Below are 21,546 nucleotides of genomic sequence, written 5' to 3' on the forward strand. Positions count from 1 at the left end.
CAGGATCTGGAATTTTATTGGAACAAGGCCATTGTTTTTTGAGTATATTTAAGCTTAGCGCTTCTGTATCTATGTCATCATCCACGGGTATTATCATGGTTCTGCTATGTCTGTCATTTCTTGCCAAGGCGCAGGTACAGACTCCTTATATCTTAAATGGCAGTGCCACACAGCGCACCTGTAACTGCTATATCCTGACACAGGATGTAAATACCAGTAGCGGCACCGTCTGGAATAAGAACCAAATCGATCTCCGTAATTCTTTTGATTATTATTTTGATGTAAACCTGGGCTGTAAAGATTATGAAGGCGCGGATGGGATTGGCTTTATCTTACAAACCAAGGGAACTAATCTGGGAGCAACAGGATCAGGTATTGGATTTGAAAGTATCAGTCCTTCGCTGGGTATTATCATTGATACCTACCAGAATTCCAATGACAATGATCCTTACTACGACCACCTGGCCATACAGATGAATGGCGTGACAGACCACAGTTCAGCTAATAACCTCGCAGGGCCGGTAACGGCGCTGGATGGGAATGAGAATATTGAAGACTGTAACTGGCACATCTTCCGGGTAAAGTGGGATGCCACCACTATGCAGATGACGGTGAGCATGGATGGTGTGCTGAGACTATCATTGACTAAAGACATTGTACGTGATATTTTTAGTAATAGTCCCATGGTTTACTGGGGCTTTGCCGGTTCTACAGGAGGCTCTTATAATGTGCAGCAGTTTTGTGCCGCACTGAGGCCCGAACTGGCCTTTAGCAGTAACCAGCGTTTTTGCATAGGCGATCCGATTTTGTTTAGTGACTCCTCTAAATCATTTGGTACCATTACCAGGTGGTTGTGGGATTTTGGAGATGGCACGACTGCTACGGTATCACAACCGGGACAGCACCAATATGCCAGGCCGGGCGTGTATGATGTGACCATGGTGATTGAGGATAATAGCGGATGTATTTCGGATACCATGCATCAGCAGGTAACGATAGGTACTTACCCTGTTGCGGAAATGTCAACAGCGCCTTTGTGCCTGGGGAGATCGCTGACCATCAAAGATGCGACTACGCTGGAAGTGGGCACCTTGACGGAATGGAACTGGGACCTGAATGGACATAGTGCCAGCGGACAAAATATAGTAGCTGATTTTACCACACCGGGCACCTACCCGGTAAGGTTATCGGTGCTGACCAAAGAGGGATGTACAGATGATACGACACAGTTGCTCTCAGTGTATAATACACCGTTGATCAGTGCCAGCGGCGGTGATGCATGTATCGGGGATGCGATTAATTTTTCAGGAACGAATCTTACACCCGGCATCGGGTTGGCCGGCTGGTATTGGGATTTTGGTGATGGAACTAAGGCAACGGTGAAGGATTTTAGTTATACTTATAAGGCGGGTGGCAGTTATACGGCGGGTGTATATGCTGTAAGCAGGGATGGGTGTTTGTCCGATTCATTCTGGATTCCTGTGAAGATTGTGGATATTGACCTGGAGGCGGGCCGGGATACTTTGATTGCGAAAGGGCAGCCTTTGCAGCTGAATGCGGTGGCAAGCGGAGATGACCTGGCGTATAGCTGGTACCCGGCTATAGGGTTGAATGATGCGTTTATAGCAGATCCGGTAGCGATATTGGGGCAGGATGTGAGGTATATATTGACCGTGACCTCACCGGAGGGATGTGTGCAGAAAGATACTTTGTTTGTGAAAGCGTATACAGGGCCGGAGTTTTATGTGCCAAGTGCATTTTCGCCGAATCATGATGGGCAGAACGATTTGTTCAGGGCGATAGCGGCGGGGGTACCGGAACTGGATTTTTTATGTGTATGGGACAGGTGGGGAAAAGAGGTGTTCAGGACAAGCTCACTGACGGGTGCCTGGGATGGCACTTTTAAGGGGCAGGATTCGCCTGTCGGGACCTATGTGTACCAGATACAGGGTACGGATTATACAGGGCGGAAATTCAGCCGAAAAGGGACGGTAACACTGGTGAGATAATTTTTTTGGGGCCGTCTTGCAGACGGCCCCAAAAATTAATTTATTCTATGAACGGGCATCCTCCATATTCTTTAAGAAATCGTAGAGATCATTCATGTTCGTAATCTTCGTAGCTACCAACATAAAGTTTGTGCCCACCTGTTTCAGCTTTGCATTATTCACCCTGGTTTGTACATAATTCAGGATATGATCAAAGGTAGGCGATGTGAAATAAGGTGAGTCAGGATTGTTGATAAAGTAACAACGCAATGTCTCATTCTTCAGCATCATTTTTTCAAAACCCAGTTTGATCGCCATCCAGCGGCAACGGACCAGGCATAAGAGTTCCAGTACCGGCTCCGGCAATGGACCAAACCTGTCTTTCAGTTCTTCTTCAAATGCAACCAGCTTGCTTTCCAGGGTGATGTTATCCAGTTCCTGGTAGAGATTCAAACGCTCCTGGATGCTTTCTACATAGCTATCCGGGATGAGTATTTCCAGGTCAGTATCGATAGTACAATCACTCACATAATCCTTCTTCTCTTCCAGTTGCTCCTTAAAGAGATCCTTAAATTCATTCTGCTTCAGTTCGCGGATGGCTTCATCCAGGATCTTCTGGTACATATCGAAACCAATATCCGACATGAATCCACTTTGCTCACCACCTAAGAGGTTACCGGCACCACGAATGTCCAGGTCACGCATCGCAATCTGGAAACCACTACCCAGTTCACTATGCTGTTCCAGGGTTTGCAGGCGTTTCCGGCTATCAGCAGGCAATGTGCTCATAGGTGGTGCCAGCAGGTAACAGAATGCCTTCTTGTTACTACGGCCCACACGACCACGCAACTGGTGCAGGTCACTCAATCCAAAGTGATGTGCGTTGTTGATGATAATGGTGTTTGCATTTGGAATATCCACACCACTCTCCACGATATTGGTACATACCAGTACATCGTATTTGCGATCGATGAAATCGAGGATCACTTCTTCCAGCTGGTGTCCTTCCATCTGCCCATGGGCAGTAGCGATAGACAAGTCCGGGCAAAGGCCTTTGATCAGGCTACTGATTTCACCTAATCCTTTCACACGGTTATATACAAAGTAAACCTGGCCGCCTCTTTCTGTTTCGAAGTAGATGGCATCGCGGATCATGTCATGATCGAAGACGTGTACTTCTGTTTCAATCGGCTGCCTGTTAGGCGGCGGTGTATTGATTACAGAAAGGTCTCTTGCACCCATCAGTGAGAACTGGAGTGTTCTCGGAATAGGCGTTGCCGTTAGTGTAAGTGTATCTACATTCAGCTTGATGTGTTTCAGCTTTTCTTTTGCTGCCACACCAAATTTCTGTTCTTCATCCACGATCAGTACTCCGAGGTCTTTGAACTTCACATCTTTGCTCAGCAGGGCATGTGTACCTACGATGATGTCTATCTTTCCTTCGGCGAGTCGTTGTAATGTATCTTTCTTTTCTTTGGCCGACTTAAAGCGGTTCAGGTAATCTACTGTACATGGGAAGTCTTTCAATCGCTCTGCAAAGGTCTTGTAGTGCTGGAAGGCGAGGATGGTAGTAGGTACCAGGATTGCGGCCTGCTTGCCATCTACAACGGATTTGAAGGCTGCACGCACAGCTACTTCCGTCTTGCCAAAACCAACGTCACCACATACCAGTCTGTCCATTGGTGAAGGCGATTCCATATCCCGCTTCACATCGGCAGTTGCCTTGCTCTGGTCAGGGGTATCTTCGTAGATAAAGGATGCTTCCAGTTCCGTTTGCAGGTAAGTATCCGGTGCATGCTGGAAACCTTTCTGGGCCTTGCGTGCAGCGTATAACCTGATCAGGTCTTTTGCAATATCCTTTACCTGTGTTTTGGCTTTTTCTTTCAGCTTATCCCAGGCATCACTACCCAGTTTATTCACCTTGGGTTCTACACCTTCTTTGCCGGTGAACTTACTGATCTTGTGCAGGGAGTTGATGTTTACATACAGGAGGTCATTGTTCTTGTAGATGATACGAATGGCTTCCTGCATTTTACCACCTACTTCAATCTTCTGCAAGCCACTGTACATACCCACACCATGGTCGATATGGGTTACGAAGTCGCCCGACTGCAGTTCGCGCAGGGTCTTCATGGTCAGGGCCTTATTCTTGTTGTAGGCCTGTTTTACTTTGTACTTGTGGTAGCGCTGGAAGATCTGGTGATCTGTATAGCACACGATCTTCAGTGAGTGATCGATGAAGCCATGGCTCACCGGCACCGGGATGGGGTGGAAGGTAAATGTGGCCTTCAGGTCTTCGAAGATGCTGCGTAGTCTTTCCAGCTGGCGGGCATTTTCGGCGAAGATGAAGAGGGCGTATTTATTCTTATTGTGCGTTTCCAGGTCTTTGATCAGCATTTCGAATTGCCGGTTAAAGACGGGTTGCTCCTGTGTTTCGAAGTTCAGCGGTGTGAAAGGACGATTGGTTTCTTCCCACCAGAGTTTATGGCCGAAGTTGATGCAGTGCCTTTGCAGGATCTGCTGCATGAGGAGATGTGCTTTCACAAAATCTTCTTCCTTCAGTTCCATCTTCTCATCTTCATCAATTCTTACCTGCTGACCGGATTGCAGGAATGCCTCCAGCTTTTCTTCCAGCTGCAGGATCACGTCCTGCACATAGCCGGGGTCCTTCATCCAGACAACGGTATTGTCGGGCAGGAATTCCAGCAGGGAGGTTTTCTGATGGTCCAGGTTATGGGTATCCATATTGGCAATCAGGGTGACCTGTGTGAGCTTGCGTTCACTGAGCTGGGTTTCAGGATCGAAGATGCGGATGGAGTCGATATCTTCGCCGAAGAGCTCTATGCGGTAAGGTTTTTCATTACCAAAAGAGTAGATGTCGAGGATACCTCCACGCAGGGCATACTGTCCTGGTTCGTATACGAAGTCGGTAAAGCTGAAGCCCCAGCCAACGAGTTGTTCCAGCAGCTGATCCACTTTGAGCACATCGCCTACTTTCAACTGGACCATGTTGGTGCTGAAAGCGTTGGAGGCGGCTACCTTTTCCCAGAGGGCTTCCGGGTAGGTGACGAGGATCTTTTTATGGATATTATTGCTATCGCCGGAGAATTTCATCAGGGCTTCGGTACGCAGCATGCTATGGCTGCTGTTCAGATCGCTGAACTGACCTGCCTTTTTGAATGAATCCGGGAAGTAGAAGATGTCGAGTGCCTGACTAAGCTGCTCCAGGTCATTGTGGAAATAGGCAGCCTCTTCTTTATCGTTTAAAATGAACAGGTGATTGACCGATGATGCCAGTTCCCACGCGCCTGCCGCGATAAATGTGGGGGTACTACCGGTTAGTCCTGTTAATTGGAAATACTGTGGATTTGACAAATGAATCCCTTTCACCAGCTGTTGCAGGCGGGTGTCTCGCTGGTACAGTTGTAATACAGCCTGTATATTCATGAGGGGAGCAAAGTTACGAATTATTGATCATTCTTTGATCTGCTGAAAGCGGTCTTTGGTTTCATAAAAAGTCATTGGCGGTCGTGGCATTTTTCACGATATTTAAGTAATAAATTCCACTAAATATGCAGGACAACTGGTACACTGGTTATGTGACCCGCATTGTGCAGGAGACGCATAACACGAGACGGTTCTGGATACAGATAAGGGAGCTTGAAAGATTTGATTATAAACCCGGGCAATTTGTAACCCTTGATCTTCCCATCCATGAAGAAAAGAAAAAGCGTTGGCGGAGTTATTCGATTGCCTCGGCACCGGATGGCACGAATGAGTTTGAGTTGGTGATAGTATTGCTGGAGGGTGGAGCGGGTACTACTTATTTATTCAATGAGGTCGGTGTGGGAACAGAGATCCCGGTGAAAGGGCCGCTGGGGGTGTTTACACTGCCGCAGGTGCTGGACAGGCATTTGTTTTTGATTTGTACAGGTACGGGGGTCGCACCTTTCAGGGCGATGGCGCATCATATACATACGCATCAGATACCGCATCAGGCGATACATTTGATTTATGGGTGCAGGAAGGAGTGTGATTTGTTGTATGCACAGGAGTTGTGGCAGTTGGAACGGGAGCTGGAGGGGTTTAGGTATAGCCCGACCTTGTCGCGGTGTGAGGATGGATGGACGGGCAAGAAAGGGTATGTGCATTTGATTTATGAGGAGTTGTTGGGGGTGAGTAAGGAGCCGGCGTATTTCTTTTTGTGTGGGTGGAAAAATATGATTGATGAGGCGAAGGGGAGGATATTGGGGATGGGGTATGACAGGCATGATATACACCAGGAGCTGTATGGATAATAAAGAAGCAAAAAAAAGCTGGCACCACAGGTGCCAGCTTTTTTTTGCGGGGCTGGGGTTATGCGGGTTGATGTCCGCATCACCCCAGCCAGTATGGTTATTCGTTGATTTTGTTCAGCACAAGTTCTTTCACTTTATCCAATGGAATTCTTTCCTGTTCCATGGAGTCCCTGTAGCGGATGGTAACGGTATTATCTTCCTTGGTCTGGTGATCGATGGTGACACAGAATGGTGTACCGATCGCATCCTGACGGCGGTAACGCTTACCGATTGCATCTTTCTCTTCGTAGAAGGTATGGAAATGAGGCTTACAGATGTCCATCAGTTCTTTTGCGATCTCAGGTAAGCCATCTTTTTTAGTGAGCGGGAAGATGGCCAGTTTGGTGGGTGCCAGTTTTGCAGGGAAGCGCATTACTACACGGCTATCTTCTTTACCATCTTTGGTCAGGTCTTCTTCTTCGTAGGCGTTGCATACGGTGAGGAGGAACATACGATCCAGACCAATGGAGGTTTCGATCACATATGGAATATAGTTCTGATTGATCTCGGTATCGAAGTACTGCATTTTCTTTTTGCTGAACTCCTGGTGTCTGCCCAGATCGTGGTCGGTACGGCTGTGGATCCCTTCTACTTCTTTGAAACCGATAGGAAATTCAAATTCGATATCTTCAGCTGCATCCGCATAGAAAGCCAGCTTTTCGTGTTCATGGAACTTGTACTTAGCCGGGTCTGCGCCGAGGCTCAGGTGCCATTTCATACGTTCTTCTTTCCAGTACTGGAACCATTCTTTCTGGGTGCCAGGGCGTACGAAGAACTGCATTTCCATCTGCTCGAATTCGCGCATGCGGAAGATGAACTGACGGGCTACGATCTCGTTACGGAAAGCCTTACCTATCTGTGCAATACCAAAAGGTATTTTCATACGGCCGGTTTTCTGTACGTTCAGGAAGTTTACGAAGATACCCTGAGCAGTTTCAGGACGGAGGTATATTTCACTTGCTTCGTCGGTTACGCTACCTAACTGGGTGGAGAACATCAGGTTGAACTGACGGACATCGGTCCAGTTTACAGTACCGCTGACAGCGCATTTGATTTTGTATGCTTCGATCAGCGCTTTCAGGCCAGCCAGATCATCAGCCGCCAGCAAAGCGTTCATTTTAGCGATCAGTTCTTCACCTGCAGCAGCATCCAGCGTTTCGGCGTGTGCTTCGATCAGGTGGTCTACACGGTAGCGCTTTTTGCTATCCTTGTTGTCAATCATAGGATCGCTAAAACCATCAACGTGCCCAGACGCTTTCCAGGTAGTCGGGTGCATAAATATAGCCGCATCGATCCCCACGATGTTATCGTGCATCTGGGTCATGCTTTTCCACCAATAGTCGCGGATATTCTTCTTTAACTGGGCTCCATTCTGGCCGTAATCATATACTGCACTCAATCCATCGTAGATCTCACTGGACTGAAAAACGAAGCCATATTCTTTACAATGCGAAATGATCGCCTGGAATTTGTTCTGATCTGTTGCCATAATGGCGCAAATATATATAACTTTTTTGTGCCCGCTCTTATGGGGTAGGAGGCTTTTTTTCGGCTGCGGCCAGATTGGTTTCCAGCTCTACCGGTACCTCCTTAACATAGACTGCGTACTCATTGGGCCTGATCTGCTCCCCATGATACTGTACGTAGACCTGGGTAAACTCCGCCCCAAAGTAGAGGATGATGGCTGAGTAATAGACCCAGAGCAGGATGATGACGATACTGCCTGCGGCACCATATGCGGTACCAACCTTGCTGGCACCGAGGTAGAATCCGATGGCAAATTTACCTATCATGAAGAGGACGGCAGTGGTCATGGCACCTACTATGACGTGTTTCCATTTGACCTTCGCGTCCGGAAGGACTTTAAAAATGATGGCAAACAAGAGGGAAATGACCCCAAAGGTGATGGCCAGGTTGATTACATAGACCAATACCATGGTCACTTCGGGGAGTAAACGGGCCAGTTGCGTGCTGAATAACTCGATCAGGCCGTTCAGCGCCAGGGATACCAGGAGGATAAATCCCAGGGAGATCACCATGGAGAAGGAGAGGAGGCGGTTGATGAGAATTTTGAGGATCCCGTTTTTGGGTTTGGCTTTGAGCTGCCAGATAAAATTGATAGAATCCTGGATTTCACCGAATACACCGGTGGCACCGAAGATCAGGGTAATGATACCTACTGCGGTGGCCCAGGTAGAGTCTCCGGAGAGGGCGGCGTTTTTGATCATCTGCTGGATCTGGATGGCGGCATCATTGCCGACAAATGAATTGATTTGTCCGTAGATGCTGCCTTCGATGGCATCCTTGCCCAGGAATACCTCGCATAGTGTGATGATCACTATGAGCATGGGGGCGATGGAGAAAATCGTATAGTAAGATAAGGCGGCACTCAGTTTGAGTACCTTGTCGTCCATAAAATCGCTGAAGGTTTGCTTCAGGATCTGCCAGTATTTCTTAAAAAATCCGGGTTTCTGCATATTGTAGATTTAACAAAAAACCTGCCGGTGCTATTTTCATTTTTGATGAGTAGTGTTGCGAATTTGCTGAAACCGGCTTAGTGTAATTTTTCATTTTCCTTGTGCCTGGTGGCATCGCGGATGTTTTTTTTCTCGAAATTTTTGAGGAGGGCGTTGGTCATGTCAATGCCTGTTTGGTTGGCAATGCAGAGGAGTACCCACATGACATCGGCCAGCTCATCGGCGAGTTCTTTTTGCTGGTCGGAGGGTTTGGAGGATTGGTCGCCGTATTTACGGGCCATGACGCGGGCTACTTCGCCGACTTCTTCGGTAAGGATAGCCATGTTGGTGAGTTCACTGAAGTAGCGTACGCCTACAGTTTTGATCCAGTGGTCGATCTGGTCCTGCGCTTCTTTGATAGTCATGTGTTTGCTTTGGAGTTTGTTTGAATTTTAATATTTGAAAAAATTTATTACTTATTCCTTATTTTTTGTATCGATGATGATAGTTACTGGTCCATCGTTCAACAGGTCTACCTTCATATCAGCACCAAAGATACCGGTAGCCACCGGCTTACCGAGATCCTGCCCCAGTTGCTGAATCATCTGCTCATACAATGGAATAGCAATATCCGGTTTACTGGCCCGGATATAAGAAGGACGATTTCCCTTCTTCGTAGCTGCGAACAATGTGAACTGACTTACTAACAGGATGCCACCATCCACATCTTTTACTGACAGGTTCATGATACCTTCTGCATCAGCAAATACCCGCAGGTTGACGAGTTTATTGCTCAACCATGTAATGTCTTCTGCATGATCAGCATCTTCTATGCCTAACAGCACCAGCAAACCTGTTTGAATACTGCCAGTCGTATTCCCATCCACGGTCACTGAGGCCCTGGTCACCCGTTGTATAACTGCGCGCATGTTGTAATTGTTTAGTTATTCCCTGTCTGTAATTTCCATAATATCTTCTGCTTCCAGTTCAGGATAGAATGTTTCAATTAAGAAATAATAGTACAGGTAGATCAGTGCAAGATAGAATATAAAGTAATCATTGAAAGCATAAGCTACCGTCAGGATATTCAATAACACGACGATGTACACAAAGATCTTGCTGGCATTGAGTTTCAGGTATGCACCAATTTTGAGCAGGTATAACATCGCCAATATACTGATGGCTACCAGGCGCAGTCCTGTAGGTACAAAGAGCATGGTATAGATATTATATGCGGTGATGAGGAGGCCCAGTACTATCATTGCTTTACGTGCATATTCCCGCTTTGCCTGCAGGTAGCTCGCTGCATTTTTCATGTGTGTCTCTCTTTTTTCAGGTGCAAAAAAACAGGTGATAGCAGCGATAATATTTACGACAGGCAATAAATGCAATAACAACATCCATGGGCTATAATAGCCTATAGTCAAGGCTCTGCCGGTTATCACATTGCGCAGCATGATAGCACCTGCATATAAAAAGAATACTGATGCCATCATAAAGAGAATACTCATGGGCGTAGATTCTTCCGGCATCTGTTGTCCTTCAAAAAGCATGTGTACACGGGTGCTAAGGTCACCAATACAGCCCATGTAAGCGAAGAATAGCATCATCCACATAAAGAGATATTCCCACCTGTTATATACCTGTACCTTAGAGGGCAGGCGCTCCATGAAGTGACGCAGGCGATAACCATTTTCCACCAGGAAGAGGATTACATAATAGCATACGATCTTCATGTACAGCAGGATCAATGAAGATGCCATGAAAATGCTTTCTTTCATAAAGGTGCCGGTGAAGACATAATTACTGCTAAAGGGATTGCCTGTCTTTGGCAGCAAATAAAAAATGGCCGTCGCCAGCAGGCCGGCGGAGAATTTATTGTCTATTCCCATCAGGTGATAATGGGTGGTGATTGCGACAAGAAAAGCAGCAAAGAGGTTGAGGTGAGACAGTGCCCCTGCAGCTGCGGGATTCCCATCCGGCAAATGGTTCATCAGGATATGCTGCAGGGAGAAGGCGATGCCCGATACCAGTACCATGATTGAAAAGTCTTTCCAGCGGCGGCTCACCACAAATTCCCAGCTTAAAAGACCTGTGATGGTGAGAGTGTTGACTATATAACCCGGTGCATGTGGAATAAAAAGCAGCAGCCATGCAAGAACGGCCATTATCCAGCCGGATTTCAGAACGCGGAGTTGGTTAGGGTTGAAAAATGTCATAGCCAAGGGTTTAGGTTAATAATTGTACCTTTATTAAATTACAATAATCAGTTATAAAGAAAAGTTAATTTAAATGAACCTCGATCTCACGCCCGAGATTACCTTCCAAACTGCCCGCAGCGGAGGTAAAGGCGGACAAAATGTGAACAAGGTAGAAACCATGGTAGAGGGATACTTTGATGTAGCCGCATCCCAATTGTTAACCCCGGAACAGAAAACCCTTGTTTTAGAAAAATTAGCCCACCGACTCACGAGTGAAGGCCTGCTCCAGGTAAAATCCCAGGAAGAGCGGAGCCAACTGGGCAACAAACAGCTGGTCATTAAAAAAATGAACGAGCTGGTGCAGAAAGCGATGATCCGGCCTAAAAAGCGTGTCGCGACCAAACCTTCCCGGGCTGCCAAAGAAAAGCGGCTGAATCTGAAGAAAAAACAATCTGACAAAAAACAGCTTCGCCGGAAAGGGCTGGAATAGTTAATTTTGGTAAAAATACAGGGCATTGAGTAGTATTAAATCACTGGCAGGACAGACTATCTATTACGGCTTTAGTAACATTGCAAGTAAGTTGCTGAATTACTTTTTGACACCTCTTTACCTGGAATTAATGACCCAGGCGGCATATGGGGAAATGTCTACAGTATATGCCTATGTACCTTTCATGAATATTATTCTCACGTATGGGATGGAGACTGCCTTCTTCCGCTTTGCAAAGAAGGAGAATAAGGCGGAGGTACTCAGTACATCTATGTTGTCCCTTATTTTTACGACGATTGGTTTTACCATACTGCTGCTATTGATGCAGGGAACGGTCGTCAATTCTTACCTGGGTACACTGGGAGGATTGAAAGGGCATCCCTGGTTTTATACATGGGTGGTGTTAATTATGGCATTTGATGCGCTCACGGCGATTCCTTTTGCACAGCTGCGACTGGAGAACCGGCCAATCAAATATGCGATGATCCGCCTGTCAGGGATCCTCACTACGATTTTATTCAACATCTTTTTCCTGGTCGTATTGCCTAAGTTTGCTCCTAATGTGGTGAATACCGGCAACCAGGTAGGATTTATTTACCTGAGCAACATGCTGGGGAGTGGGGTTACCTTATTGTTATTTTTACCACAGTTGCTGAAGATCCGGGCGAAGTTTGACTTTGCGTTGTGGAAGAAGATTCTCCACTATTCACTGCCCCTGGTCATTTTTGGGATGGCGGGGATGGTGAATGAAACCTTTGACAGGGCCTGGTTCCTGCCGGAGTTCCTGCCCGGGAATAATATGGAGGTGAAGAAAGAGCTGATTGGGATTTATGCGGCTAACTATAAGCTGGCCATCCTGATCACGATGTTCATACAAGCTTTCAAGTTAGGTGCGGAGCCCTTCTTTTTTAAGCAGGCAGAGGGGAAGGATCCGCAGCGAACCTATGCGAGAATTATGAAATTGTTTGTAATCCTGCTGTGTTTTATGTTCTTATTCGTGAGTCTTTATCTGAATATATGGAAGATCTTCCTGCGGAAGCCGGTGTATTACCCGGGTATGAAGATTGTGCCGGTGTTGTTGCTGGCGAATATGTTCCTGGGGATTTATTATAACCTGACGATCTGGTTTAAGCTGACGGATAAGACGAGGAGTGGGGCGATTATTACGCTGATCACTGCGGCGGCGACTTTCTTCTTTAACTGGTGGTGGATCCCGGTGTTTGGGTATTTTGGTGCGGCGCTGGCTACCATGGTGTGCTACTTTATCCAGATGGCTATTTGCTATGCGTGGGGGCAGAAGCATTACCCGATTCCTTATCATTTGCCGAAGATTATTACTTATATAGGAAGTGCGGTGTTGGTGTATTATTTATTTGATTTGCTGAACAGGACGATTTTGTCACCCGGGGATGTGTATGCGGCGAAGCCGGGGAATTTACTGGTGGCGACGGTGTTGTTCTTTGGGTATGTGTGGTTCCTGTTGAAGATGGAAAAGAAGGAGTTTGGGAGGTTGCCGGTAGTTGGGAAGTATGTAGCGAAATTATAAGCGAAAAAAATCGGCCAGTGCTTTGCACTGGCCGATTTTTTTCGCAGGCCGGTTTTTGGGGAATGGCTCCGCCATTCCCCAAAAACGGCGGGTTTATAGGAAAGGGTTATGCTGCTTCTCATACCCTATAGTCGTCTCTTTTCCATGACCGGGCCAAACGCTCACTTCATCCGGCAATACGAACAATTTCGTCTCTATGCTGTTAAGTAAAGTTTGATGATCACCACCAGGCAGGTCAGTACGACCTATACTCTGGTAGAACAGCACATCACCGCCTATCACAAACTGCTGCTTTGCACAGTAAAAACATACACTTCCGGGAGAATGTCCAGGTGTCAGCAACACCTCCAGCTCATTGTCCCCAAACTGTATCTTTTCGCCATCCTCCAGGTATCGGGCGGGAGCGGGAGAAGCCTCAAATGGTACTCCATACATCTGGCCTAATTCCGGTGAACGCTCCAGTACCACTGCATCCAGCTGGTGGATCTCCAGCCCTACACCATACGTATCCGCCACCAGTTTGTTGCCAAAAATGTGATCCAGATGGCAGTGCGTATTTAGCAGCCGGGTAACTTTTAATCCCTCTTTTTCGATATATGTTAGTAATTCTTTTCTTTCCGACTCAAAATAACAGCCCGGGTCTATAATTATACATTCCTTTTTTTCGTTTAAGAGCAAATAGGTATTTTCCTGAAACGGATTAAAGGTGAAATGTTTGATTTCAAGCATTGTTACCGATTTTTGTTACTTTTAATTAAGAACGCAATATTATCAATACTTTCTGTATGAACAGACTTATTACCAGGTTATTATTTACCGGTACCCTATTACTTGGCCCGTTTCTCCTCATGGCGCAGACGAATAGCGTGGAATTTGGACAAAACCGCATACAGCATAAGAACTTTAAATGGCGTTATTATCAAACCAGCCATTTCAATACTTATTTCAGCCAAAACGGTCTTGAGTTGGGGAAATACGTCGCTCAGGTTGCAGAAAAGGAGTTACCCCAGCTGGAAGAGTTTATGGAGTTCACCTTCCGTCAGAAGGTCAATATCATTGTTTACAACTCCTTTGGAGAAATGAAACAATCCAATATAGGCATTGGCGTAGACTGGCAAAATACCGGTGGTGTAACCAAGCTGGTGGGTAATAAGCTGATTGTATATTTTGATGGCGATCATGAACACCTGCGCTCCCTGATCCGTCAGGGTATTGCCCGCGTAATGCTCGAGAATCTCCTGTTCGGAGAAGATATCGGGGAATTCGCAGGCAACGCTGTATTGATCGATTTTCCAAAGTGGTACACAGATGGATTTATTGCATATGCTGCGGAAAACTGGAATACAACCCTCGACGATCAGCTCAAGGATGCTATCCAGTCCAACAAATACAAAGATTTCTACCAGTTTGCCTATGACAAGCCTTTGCTGGCTGGCCATGCATTCTGGTATTATGTAGAAAGTAAATATGGTAAAGATGCCGTTCCTTACCTCATGTATATTTCCCGTATCAACAGAGGTCTGAAAAGAGGCTTTGAGCAGGTGCTGAACACGAAACCAAAAGCTGCCCTGAAAGATTTCTTCGCATACAATACCAAACGCTATCAGGATGATAACCGCCGTCGTCGTCAATCGACCAAAGGCCGTACTATCGCCGTGAAAGAACTGGGTAAGACTGATTACTTCCGCTTCCAGGCCAATCCTAAAAATGCCAGCTTTGCTGTCATTTCATATAACAGAGGTTTCTACAAGGTACAGCTGCAGACAGGTGAAGACAATCCTACCACCCTGCTGAAAAACGGGGTACGGATGCAGGCCAACCAAATGGACCCTAACTACCCACTGCTGGCGTGGAACCAGAAAGGTAACCGCCTGGCGATCGTATACGAGTCAGAAGGCATGACCAAACTGATGGTATACGACCTGATCACCAGGACCAGGATGAAGTACGACCTGAACAAATTTGACAGGGTGATCGATATGAAGTACTTCTTTGAATTCGATAACTCCCTCCTGCTTTCTGCTGTGAAGAATGGTCATACTGATATCTACGTATACAGCATTGCCAAGAATTCCATCGAGCAGATTACGAACGATGTGTATGATGACCTGGATCCATCTTTCGTAGCCTTCCCTGGTAAGAGCGGTATCATCTTCTCTTCCAACAGGCCTTCACCTACTGCTAAAGGTGGCGATACCACCCTGCCTGCCGGACACTACAACATCTTCCTGGTGGATAACTGGAACAAGAGTGCGGACAAGCAGATCACACAGCTGTCTAACATGAAATACGGGGATGCACGTAACCCGCTTCAATATAACACCACTCACTTTACCTTCGTGTCCGACGCGAACGGTATCCGTAACCGTTATGCCGGTTTCTTCAAAACGGAAAGAGCCGGAGTTGACTCCCTCTTCTTTGTAGGTAATGAGATCCTGCACAATCCTGATCCGCTGGAACTGGATTCTGCCCTGCAGGAATATGGAACCAATGCACCTGATAGTGTAATGGCTGTATCTATTACGAAAGACTCTACTTATACTTTCCCACTGAGCAACTATTCATATGGGATCAAGGAAACAAGAGGTGCCGGCGATCAGAGCGAGGTATCCCAGGTGATTCAGCAGTATGGCTATAAGATCCTGCAAAAGTTGAAAGTAGATACCATTGCACTGAAAAAGCGTAATGTGAGTGATCGTCCTACTGCTTACCGTGCTTATGTAATGCACCAGGATAGTATCAGGCTGGGCCTGCCTATTTACCAGAACGCACCTAAGAAGGATACGGTAAAACATAATGACTTCTTCCAGAGCGAGTTCGCCAACGATCCAAAGGATACGACGCTCAATAACCCTGCAGGTAATAATGCTACTGCCGATGTATCAGGCAATGGTAATCCGATTAAACTGCCAGTGGAATCAATACTGAAGAAAGCAAAGTTGCTGCCTTATAAATGGAAATTTGCGTCTGACTACCTCATCCTGCAACTGGATAACTCCATACTGGTGAACAGGTACCAGACCTTTACCGGTCAGCCTAGCGGCCCGATCCAGTTGTCAGATCCACTGAATGGCCTGATCCGCCTGGGGGTAAGTGATCTGATGGAAGATATCAAGATCAACGGTGGTTTCCGTATCCCATCTTCACTGGATGGTACAGAATACTACCTCTCTGCTTCTTACCTGAAAAAACGTTTTGATTATAAATTCACTTACTACCGTAAGGTGGCCAAGTATACCGGTATCGGTGTGGATAGCACAGGTACAGTGCTGATTGATTATCCTGCCAAGCTGAAGACGAACCTGTGGCAGGGAGAGGTAAAATATCCGTTTGACGAAGCAAGAAGTATCCGCCTGCAGGTAGGGTATCGTGTTGACAGATTTGTGATTGCGGCTTCTGATCAGAACTCACTGAAATGGCCTACTTACCAGGATAAAAATATCCTGACCCGCCTGGAATATGTATATGATAATACCATCAATCCTGCTGTGAACATCTGGCATGGTACAAGGTATAAGATCTATGGTGAAGCATGGGCCAAAGTAGCGGGTAACCTGAACCAGGCATTCAATACAACGGATCCTACCGGCAAGGGAAGATTTACTTATAACATGGGAATTGATGCCCGTCACTATGAGTCTATCTACCGCAACTTTATCTGGGCGACCCGTTTTGCGGCCGACTTATCATGGGGTGACAGGAAGCTGTTGTACTATTTAGGTGGTACGGACAACTGGCTGAATCCTAAGATCAATACACTGACACCGGTAGCTACGAATGCAAGTTATGCTTACCAGACGCTGGCAACGCCGCTGCGTGGTTATAAGCAGAATGCAAGGAATGGTAATAACGTGATGGTGTTTAACTCGGAGTTACGTTTGCCGGTGTTTGCGACCTTCCTGCAAAGGCCGATAAACTCTGCGCTGCTGAGGAACTTCCAGCTGACACAGTTCATTGATATTGGGACAGCGTGGAATGGTAAGCTGAACTTCAAGGATGCGAATTATACTTATTATAATGGTAGTGATGGAACGGTGACTGTGAAGGTGAAGGATGGGTTCCTCGGCCCCTTTGTAGCTGGTTATGGATTTGGTGCGAGAACGACGATTGCAGGGTATTTCCTGAGAGTAGATGCAGGATGGCCGGCGATAGCGTTCTTTAGAGGAAGTCCGATCTGGTATTTCGGTATGGGGGTTGATTTCTAATTTTCCTGATAATATTGCAATAAAAAAGCTTCTGCCTTGCGGCAGAAGCTTTTTTATTTTTGGGACAGTTTAGCATATTAATGGAACGAAGATAATGGCACCGATGATGATAGCGATGATGGCTGCTATTAATACGGCACCTGCCGCTACATCCTTGATCCATTTCACACGGGGATGGTAGTCGGGTGCTACGTGATCCATTACCTTCTCCAGCACGGTGTTTAACATTTCGGTGATCCATACCAATGCTATCACCAGGAGCAGGATCATCCACTGCGTATCAGTAATGTGATAATAAAAGCCCGCCGCCACAACGATGATCGTTGCAATAAAATGCAGCAGGGCATGTGGTTCAGCACGTACAAAGGCGATGATACCAGCAATCGCAAATCCAAAACTGCGCAGTCGTTTTTTGAGATAACTCATATGTTTAAAGCAATCTTGTTCAAGCCGTATAGTCATGCCCAATTATTCATGGCCTTTCAACTCTTTCCACCTGATCTTACGGCTAAAGTACATTACAATAGCGAGTATAATGAATAATCCCAGGCTACCCATCAGCAATGCCTGGTCTTCGGATTGAATGATGACATAGATGAACCCATAGAGGATGAGTAATACCCCACCTATGCCTCCGCCAATACGGAAGTTGTTAAAGATACTTGTTGTGTATGCAGTAACAAGGCCAATGGTCATAATACTGGCGATGAGGTAGGCAGTGTTAAAGTTCAGCTGTTCCGCGAGGGCGATTAACAGGGTATAGAAGATACAAAGGGCAAACCCGATCAGGATATATTGCAGGGGATGCACAGAGAAGCGCTGGAGTAATTCAATAAAATAGAAAACAAGGAATGAAAGGCCGATAATGAGGATAGCGTATTTAACAGCGCGGGTAGATTGCTGATAGCCATCGACTGGCAGGAACAGTTTGATACCAAAATCCGCGGTCCGCAGGTTCACTTCATTTTGGGTGGTGAGCGCCTGTGGGAAGTTGCGGTTCAGGTGAGATACCTGCCAGGCAGCAGTAAAGCCGGTGGGCAAAACGCTGGATTTAACAGGCAGGAATGCGCCATCGAACTGGGGATTGGCCCAGTTGGATTTTATATTGACTTCGGTGGTTTTGCCGACGGGAGAGAAGTAGAGTACGCCTGAGCCACGGAGGTCGAGGTTGATTGTAAAACTACCTGCTGACCAGCCGCTGTCAGTTTTTGTGAGTGGGATCCTGGTCTGCATACCGTTGTGGAACACGCTTCGGATCATGACACCGGGGCTAAAGATGTGTGACTGCCCGTTGAGCTGCAGTTCGGGTTGATTGCTGATACCTCTCAGGTCATCGACACCCACGGCGATCACGGCTTCATTGACCAGGAAGCGGTCTGCCGGGATATCGGAATTAATTGCTGCGAAGTTGCCGCTGATCTGTAAGTGAGAACTGTATACAGCGGTTGTATAGATGCCGCGGTGGCGGGTTTCGGGCAGGAGTTCACCATTGATGCTTAGTTGATCCGGCAGGAAGAGGGCATAAGCCCGGTGATTGGGGGTATCGATGTAAGGTACAATGATGATGGGGCCTGTGAAGGTTTGGGTACCGCCCCATTTGTTACTGATTTCGACGGTAGCTTCATCACTCCGTTGTTCTCTTTCCTGGATCAGGTTCATGATCTGATTGGTAGGAATGAGGAGCAGGTTGACCAGTACAAAAATGGTGAACGCTTTGATGGCGTAAGCGTATCGTTTCATAAAGGAAGGTTTTTCATTGGAAAAGTCTTCCCCTGGGGCAGGAGAATGGCTCTCCTGTCCTGCATTTGCAAGATGTTGTTGTTCCATGGTATGTTATTTTAAAGTGCTTTGTATTTCAAAGTATAGGGATAAAAAAAATTTACTCTATAGATCGAATCATACTTTCGAGTGCAGCGAGGTGACCTTTGAAGGCTTTTTCACCTGCTTTGGTGATTTGATAGGTTGTATTTGTTTTGCGGCCAATGAAGCCTTTGTGGACTTTGAGATAGCCGTTTTCTTCCAGGGTGTTCAGGTGTGATGCCAGGTTACCATCGGTGAGTTCCAGCATCTGTTTAAGATCGTTGAAACTGACTTCATCGTTGACCATAAGTATGCTCATAACACCAAGACGGATCCTGCTGTCGAAAATTTTATTCAGATTACCTATGGGATTGTTTATGGCCACTGCTTACCGGATTCAAAAAGTTCAATAATTGAAGCTATGCTGTCAGGGGACTGATTAGTCTTCTGCGCTGGCATTGCGTTCATACTTCCACCACATCATCACACCGTATACGATGTGTAATACACCAAAACCGAAGGCCCAAAAATACAGCCCGCGACGCAAATAGAAAACATTGATTATCCCCAGTATGATTTGAGCGATCCCAAAGTATTTGATATCTCCGAATGTATACTTACTGGCGTTGACCAGTGCCAGTCCGTAAAAGAGGAGGCAGGCGGGTGCAACGAGTACTTCAAGGTTATTGTAGACCATTCCGGCTATGAATGCAGCGCCGGCTACCATGGGGATGAGGCCACTATAGAAGACGTTGCGGGCGGTTTTGTCCCAGATGGGGAGACCATCTTTCCTGGCTTTTCGCCAGGTAAAGTAGGTACCTCCGCCAAGGGCGAGCCCCATGACGATGAGGCCGAGAATGGTGAGTTTAATTTTAAGGATGTTGAAGTCCTGTTTGTCAAAGATGCCGGAGGTTTCCCAGCGGGTGTAGTAGTCGCGGATCCAGCTGTGAGCGATGGCTGCACCTACCAGGCCGGAGATGCCAGCGCATACACCGCTTAAGCCGCTGAGGGAGATGTAGCGGCTGCTGCGATCCATGATTCGCTTGATATCACTTAGGGTGTTCAGGTGTTGCTGATCGGTCATACTAAAGTACTTTGGAATTCAAAGTTAGTGTTTAGGCTGGAAATACAAAATAAAAAAGTGAAGATTTTAGAAAGTTGTTTTCTCAATTTTCTAAAATCTTCACTGGGTGCAGTGGTTTGCCGCCAGGCAAAATAGCTGCAAAAGGTAAATACAATGTGATTGCTTATGCCAGCGTATTTAAAACTTCGAGGATGGTATCGCAGGCGAACCTGATCTCTTCTTCTGTGATAATGAGCGGAGGCGCAATGCGCAGGCATTGCGGTGCAAATAAGAACCAGTCTGTCATGACTCCTTTCTCAATGCAGGCATCGATCACCTTCTTATTAGTGGCGAAGCTTTCCAGTTCTACTGCCATCATTAAGCCCTGGGAACGGATTGCTTTGATAGCAGGGTGGACGAGGTATTTTTTAAACAAGGCTTCTTTTGCCCTGACAGTATCTGTTAGTTTTTCTTCCAGCAAGACTTTGAACCCTGCCATACCAGCTGCACAAATAACGGGATGGCCGCCGAAGGTGGTCATGTGGCCTAAGACTGGATTGTTGGTGAGCGTCCACATGATCTCTTTATTGGCAATGAAAGCGCCCATTGGCATACCACCACCCAGGGCCTTTCCCAGGAGGAGAATATCAGGCACTACACCGAACTGCTCAAAGCCAAAGAGCGAACCATTCCTACCCAGGCCACACTGAATTTCATCCAGTACCAGTAAGGTACCTGTTTGGGTACATTTTTCCCGCAATGCCTTCATCCATTCCTGCTGTGGTACAATGACCCCGGCCTCTGCCTGCACTGTTTCAGCAATCACACAGGCCGTTCTTTCTGTAATGCGGTCTATTGCCTCCCAGGTATTGTATTTCAGGTGTTGGATATCGGGCAGTAAGGGCCGGTATGCATTCCGCCACTCTTCATCGCCCATAATGCTCATGGCTCCCTGTGTAGAACCATGATAACTATTTTCAAATGCTATAATTTCTGTTCTGCCGGTAAAACGTTTGGCCAGTTTCATGGCACCTTCCACCGCTTCAGAACCACAATTAGTAAAGTATACACTATCCAGAGAAGCTGGTAAATGTTGTGTGAGTAAGGTAGCAAAGGCTACCTGGGGCGACTGCACCAGTTCCCCATACACCAGGAGATGCATATAGGTTGCTGCCTGATCCTGTATGGCCTTTACTACTGCCGGATGGCAATGCCCTACATTGCATACACTAATCCCTGCTATCAGGTCCAATAATTTCTTTCCATCCACATTCCACATGTACATGCCTGATGCCTTCACCATCTCAATTCCTAAGGGCGCGTCTGACAACTGCGCTACGTGTCTTAAAAAAAGTTGCCTGTTATTCATTTGCCTGCAAAAATACGAAAATGATATGCCCATGCGTATTAATAAGTGTGCAGGTTGGTTGTGGTTGGAATGATTCCGTTTTGTGTGTTCA

Annotated in this window: 16 protein-coding genes and 1 pseudogene; 5 read left to right on the forward strand and 12 right to left on the reverse strand. The window is 46.6% G+C overall.

Features of this window, described 5'->3' with window-relative positions:
• Positions 1-71: 71 nt before the first annotated feature.
• On the forward strand, positions 72-2,009 hold the full coding sequence (locus DXN04_RS07665) for a lectin-like domain-containing protein (protein WP_116852742.1): 1,938 nt from the start codon (positions 72-74) through the stop codon (positions 2,007-2,009).
• A gap of 45 nt (positions 2,010-2,054) precedes the next feature.
• On the opposite strand, the gene mfd is transcribed toward DXN04_RS07665, so the two are convergent.
• Positions 2,055-5,435 carry a transcription-repair coupling factor gene (gene mfd, locus DXN04_RS07670; RefSeq protein ID WP_116852743.1) on the reverse strand — a complete coding sequence of 1,127 codons (3,381 nt, stop codon included), beginning with the start codon at positions 5,433-5,435 and terminating at the stop codon, positions 2,055-2,057.
• Between the two features lie 125 nt (positions 5,436-5,560).
• Here mfd and DXN04_RS07675 point away from each other — a divergent pair, with 125 nt between their 5' ends.
• Entirely contained in the window at positions 5,561-6,286 is a 726-nt protein-coding gene (locus DXN04_RS07675; protein ID WP_116852744.1) for a ferredoxin--NADP reductase, read from the forward strand.
• Positions 6,287-6,383: 97 nt separating this feature from the next.
• Here DXN04_RS07675 and DXN04_RS07680 read toward each other — a convergent pair whose 3' ends face one another.
• The 5 genes from DXN04_RS07680 to DXN04_RS07700 all read right to left on the reverse strand — a co-directional run bounded on the left by DXN04_RS07680 (position 6,384) and on the right by DXN04_RS07700 (position 11,000).
• Complete coding sequence (locus tag DXN04_RS07680) at positions 6,384-7,814, reverse strand: glycine--tRNA ligase (RefSeq protein WP_116852745.1); 1,431 nt, start codon at positions 7,812-7,814, stop codon at positions 6,384-6,386.
• Positions 7,815-7,851: 37 nt separating this feature from the next.
• Positions 7,852-8,802 carry a YihY/virulence factor BrkB family protein gene (locus DXN04_RS07685; RefSeq protein ID WP_116852746.1) on the reverse strand — a complete coding sequence of 317 codons (951 nt, stop codon included), beginning with the start codon at positions 8,800-8,802 and terminating at the stop codon, positions 7,852-7,854.
• Between the two features lie 77 nt (positions 8,803-8,879).
• A complete protein-coding gene (locus tag DXN04_RS07690; protein WP_116852747.1) occupies positions 8,880-9,206 on the reverse strand; it encodes a nucleotide pyrophosphohydrolase in 327 nt (108 codons plus the stop codon).
• Positions 9,207-9,257: 51 nt separating this feature from the next.
• Positions 9,258-9,710, reverse strand: a complete 453-nt coding sequence (gene dtd, locus DXN04_RS07695; RefSeq protein WP_116852748.1) for a D-aminoacyl-tRNA deacylase — start codon at positions 9,708-9,710, stop codon at positions 9,258-9,260.
• Positions 9,711-9,725: 15 nt separating this feature from the next.
• On the reverse strand, positions 9,726-11,000 hold the full coding sequence (locus DXN04_RS07700; RefSeq protein WP_116852749.1) for a hypothetical protein: 1,275 nt from the start codon (positions 10,998-11,000) through the stop codon (positions 9,726-9,728).
• 73 nt (positions 11,001-11,073) lie between these two features.
• Between DXN04_RS07700 and arfB the strand changes: the two are divergent.
• Both arfB and DXN04_RS07710 read left to right on the forward strand, forming a co-directional pair.
• Positions 11,074-11,472: pseudogene (gene arfB / locus DXN04_RS07705) on the forward strand (alternative ribosome rescue aminoacyl-tRNA hydrolase ArfB); the annotation flags it as partial.
• 25 nt (positions 11,473-11,497) lie between these two features.
• Positions 11,498-13,018 carry a lipopolysaccharide biosynthesis protein gene (locus DXN04_RS07710; RefSeq protein WP_116852751.1) on the forward strand — a complete coding sequence of 507 codons (1,521 nt, stop codon included), beginning with the start codon at positions 11,498-11,500 and terminating at the stop codon, positions 13,016-13,018.
• A gap of 93 nt (positions 13,019-13,111) precedes the next feature.
• On the opposite strand, the gene DXN04_RS07715 is transcribed toward DXN04_RS07710, so the two are convergent.
• The gene (locus tag DXN04_RS07715) at positions 13,112-13,747 is read right to left on the reverse strand and encodes an MBL fold metallo-hydrolase (protein ID WP_116852752.1); all 636 of its coding nucleotides are present in this window, start codon (positions 13,745-13,747) and stop codon (positions 13,112-13,114) included.
• Between the two features lie 56 nt (positions 13,748-13,803).
• Between DXN04_RS07715 and DXN04_RS07720 the strand changes: the two genes are divergently transcribed.
• A complete protein-coding gene (locus DXN04_RS07720) occupies positions 13,804-17,223 on the forward strand; it encodes a hypothetical protein (RefSeq protein ID WP_233525531.1) in 3,420 nt (1,139 codons plus the stop codon).
• A 69-nt stretch (positions 17,224-17,292) separates the two neighbouring features.
• On the opposite strand, the gene DXN04_RS07725 is transcribed toward DXN04_RS07720, so the two are convergent.
• From DXN04_RS07725 to DXN04_RS07745, 5 genes are all read right to left on the reverse strand, one after another.
• Entirely contained in the window at positions 17,293-17,649 is a 357-nt protein-coding gene (locus tag DXN04_RS07725) for a diacylglycerol kinase family protein (protein ID WP_116852754.1), read from the reverse strand.
• A 42-nt stretch (positions 17,650-17,691) separates the two neighbouring features.
• Positions 17,692-19,050, reverse strand: coding sequence for a cell envelope integrity protein CreD (creD, locus tag DXN04_RS07730; RefSeq protein ID WP_116852755.1), 1,359 nt, complete (start codon positions 19,048-19,050; stop codon positions 17,692-17,694).
• A 52-nt stretch (positions 19,051-19,102) separates the two neighbouring features.
• A complete protein-coding gene (locus DXN04_RS07735) occupies positions 19,103-19,408 on the reverse strand; it encodes a winged helix-turn-helix domain-containing protein (protein ID WP_262512450.1) in 306 nt (101 codons plus the stop codon).
• Positions 19,409-19,462: 54 nt separating this feature from the next.
• Positions 19,463-20,107, reverse strand: coding sequence for a hypothetical protein (locus DXN04_RS07740; protein WP_116852756.1), 645 nt, complete (start codon positions 20,105-20,107; stop codon positions 19,463-19,465).
• A gap of 163 nt (positions 20,108-20,270) precedes the next feature.
• Positions 20,271-21,455 carry an aspartate aminotransferase family protein gene (locus DXN04_RS07745; protein WP_116852757.1) on the reverse strand — a complete coding sequence of 395 codons (1,185 nt, stop codon included), beginning with the start codon at positions 21,453-21,455 and terminating at the stop codon, positions 20,271-20,273.
• Positions 21,456-21,546: the final 91 nt, after the last annotated feature.

The sequence above is a fragment of the Chitinophaga silvisoli genome (assembly GCF_003412465.1).
In the GTDB taxonomy this organism is placed as follows: Bacteria; Bacteroidota; Bacteroidia; order Chitinophagales; family Chitinophagaceae; genus Chitinophaga; species Chitinophaga silvisoli.

Excerpts from the sequence above, each read along its gene's own strand:
- DXN04_RS07665 (WP_116852742.1), top strand. The coding sequence starts at position 72 with ATGTCATCATCCACGGGTATTATCATGGTTCTGCTATGTCTGTCATTT.
- mfd (WP_116852743.1), bottom strand. The coding sequence starts at position 5,435 with ATGAATATACAGGCTGTATTACAACTGTACCAGCGAGACACCCGCCTG.
- DXN04_RS07675 (WP_116852744.1), top strand. The coding sequence starts at position 5,561 with ATGCAGGACAACTGGTACACTGGTTATGTGACCCGCATTGTGCAGGAG.
- DXN04_RS07680 (WP_116852745.1), bottom strand. The coding sequence starts at position 7,814 with ATGGCAACAGATCAGAACAAATTCCAGGCGATCATTTCGCATTGTAAA.
- DXN04_RS07685 (WP_116852746.1), bottom strand. The coding sequence starts at position 8,802 with ATGCAGAAACCCGGATTTTTTAAGAAATACTGGCAGATCCTGAAGCAA.
- DXN04_RS07690 (WP_116852747.1), bottom strand. The coding sequence starts at position 9,206 with ATGACTATCAAAGAAGCGCAGGACCAGATCGACCACTGGATCAAAACT.
- dtd (WP_116852748.1), bottom strand. The coding sequence starts at position 9,710 with ATGCGCGCAGTTATACAACGGGTGACCAGGGCCTCAGTGACCGTGGAT.
- DXN04_RS07700 (WP_116852749.1), bottom strand. The coding sequence starts at position 11,000 with ATGACATTTTTCAACCCTAACCAACTCCGCGTTCTGAAATCCGGCTGG.
- DXN04_RS07715 (WP_116852752.1), bottom strand. The coding sequence starts at position 13,747 with ATGCTTGAAATCAAACATTTCACCTTTAATCCGTTTCAGGAAAATACC.
- DXN04_RS07720 (WP_233525531.1), top strand. The coding sequence starts at position 13,804 with ATGAACAGACTTATTACCAGGTTATTATTTACCGGTACCCTATTACTT.
- DXN04_RS07725 (WP_116852754.1), bottom strand. The coding sequence starts at position 17,649 with ATGAGTTATCTCAAAAAACGACTGCGCAGTTTTGGATTTGCGATTGCT.
- creD (WP_116852755.1), bottom strand. The coding sequence starts at position 19,050 with ATGGAACAACAACATCTTGCAAATGCAGGACAGGAGAGCCATTCTCCT.
- DXN04_RS07740 (WP_116852756.1), bottom strand. The coding sequence starts at position 20,107 with ATGACCGATCAGCAACACCTGAACACCCTAAGTGATATCAAGCGAATC.
- DXN04_RS07745 (WP_116852757.1), bottom strand. The coding sequence starts at position 21,455 with ATGAATAACAGGCAACTTTTTTTAAGACACGTAGCGCAGTTGTCAGAC.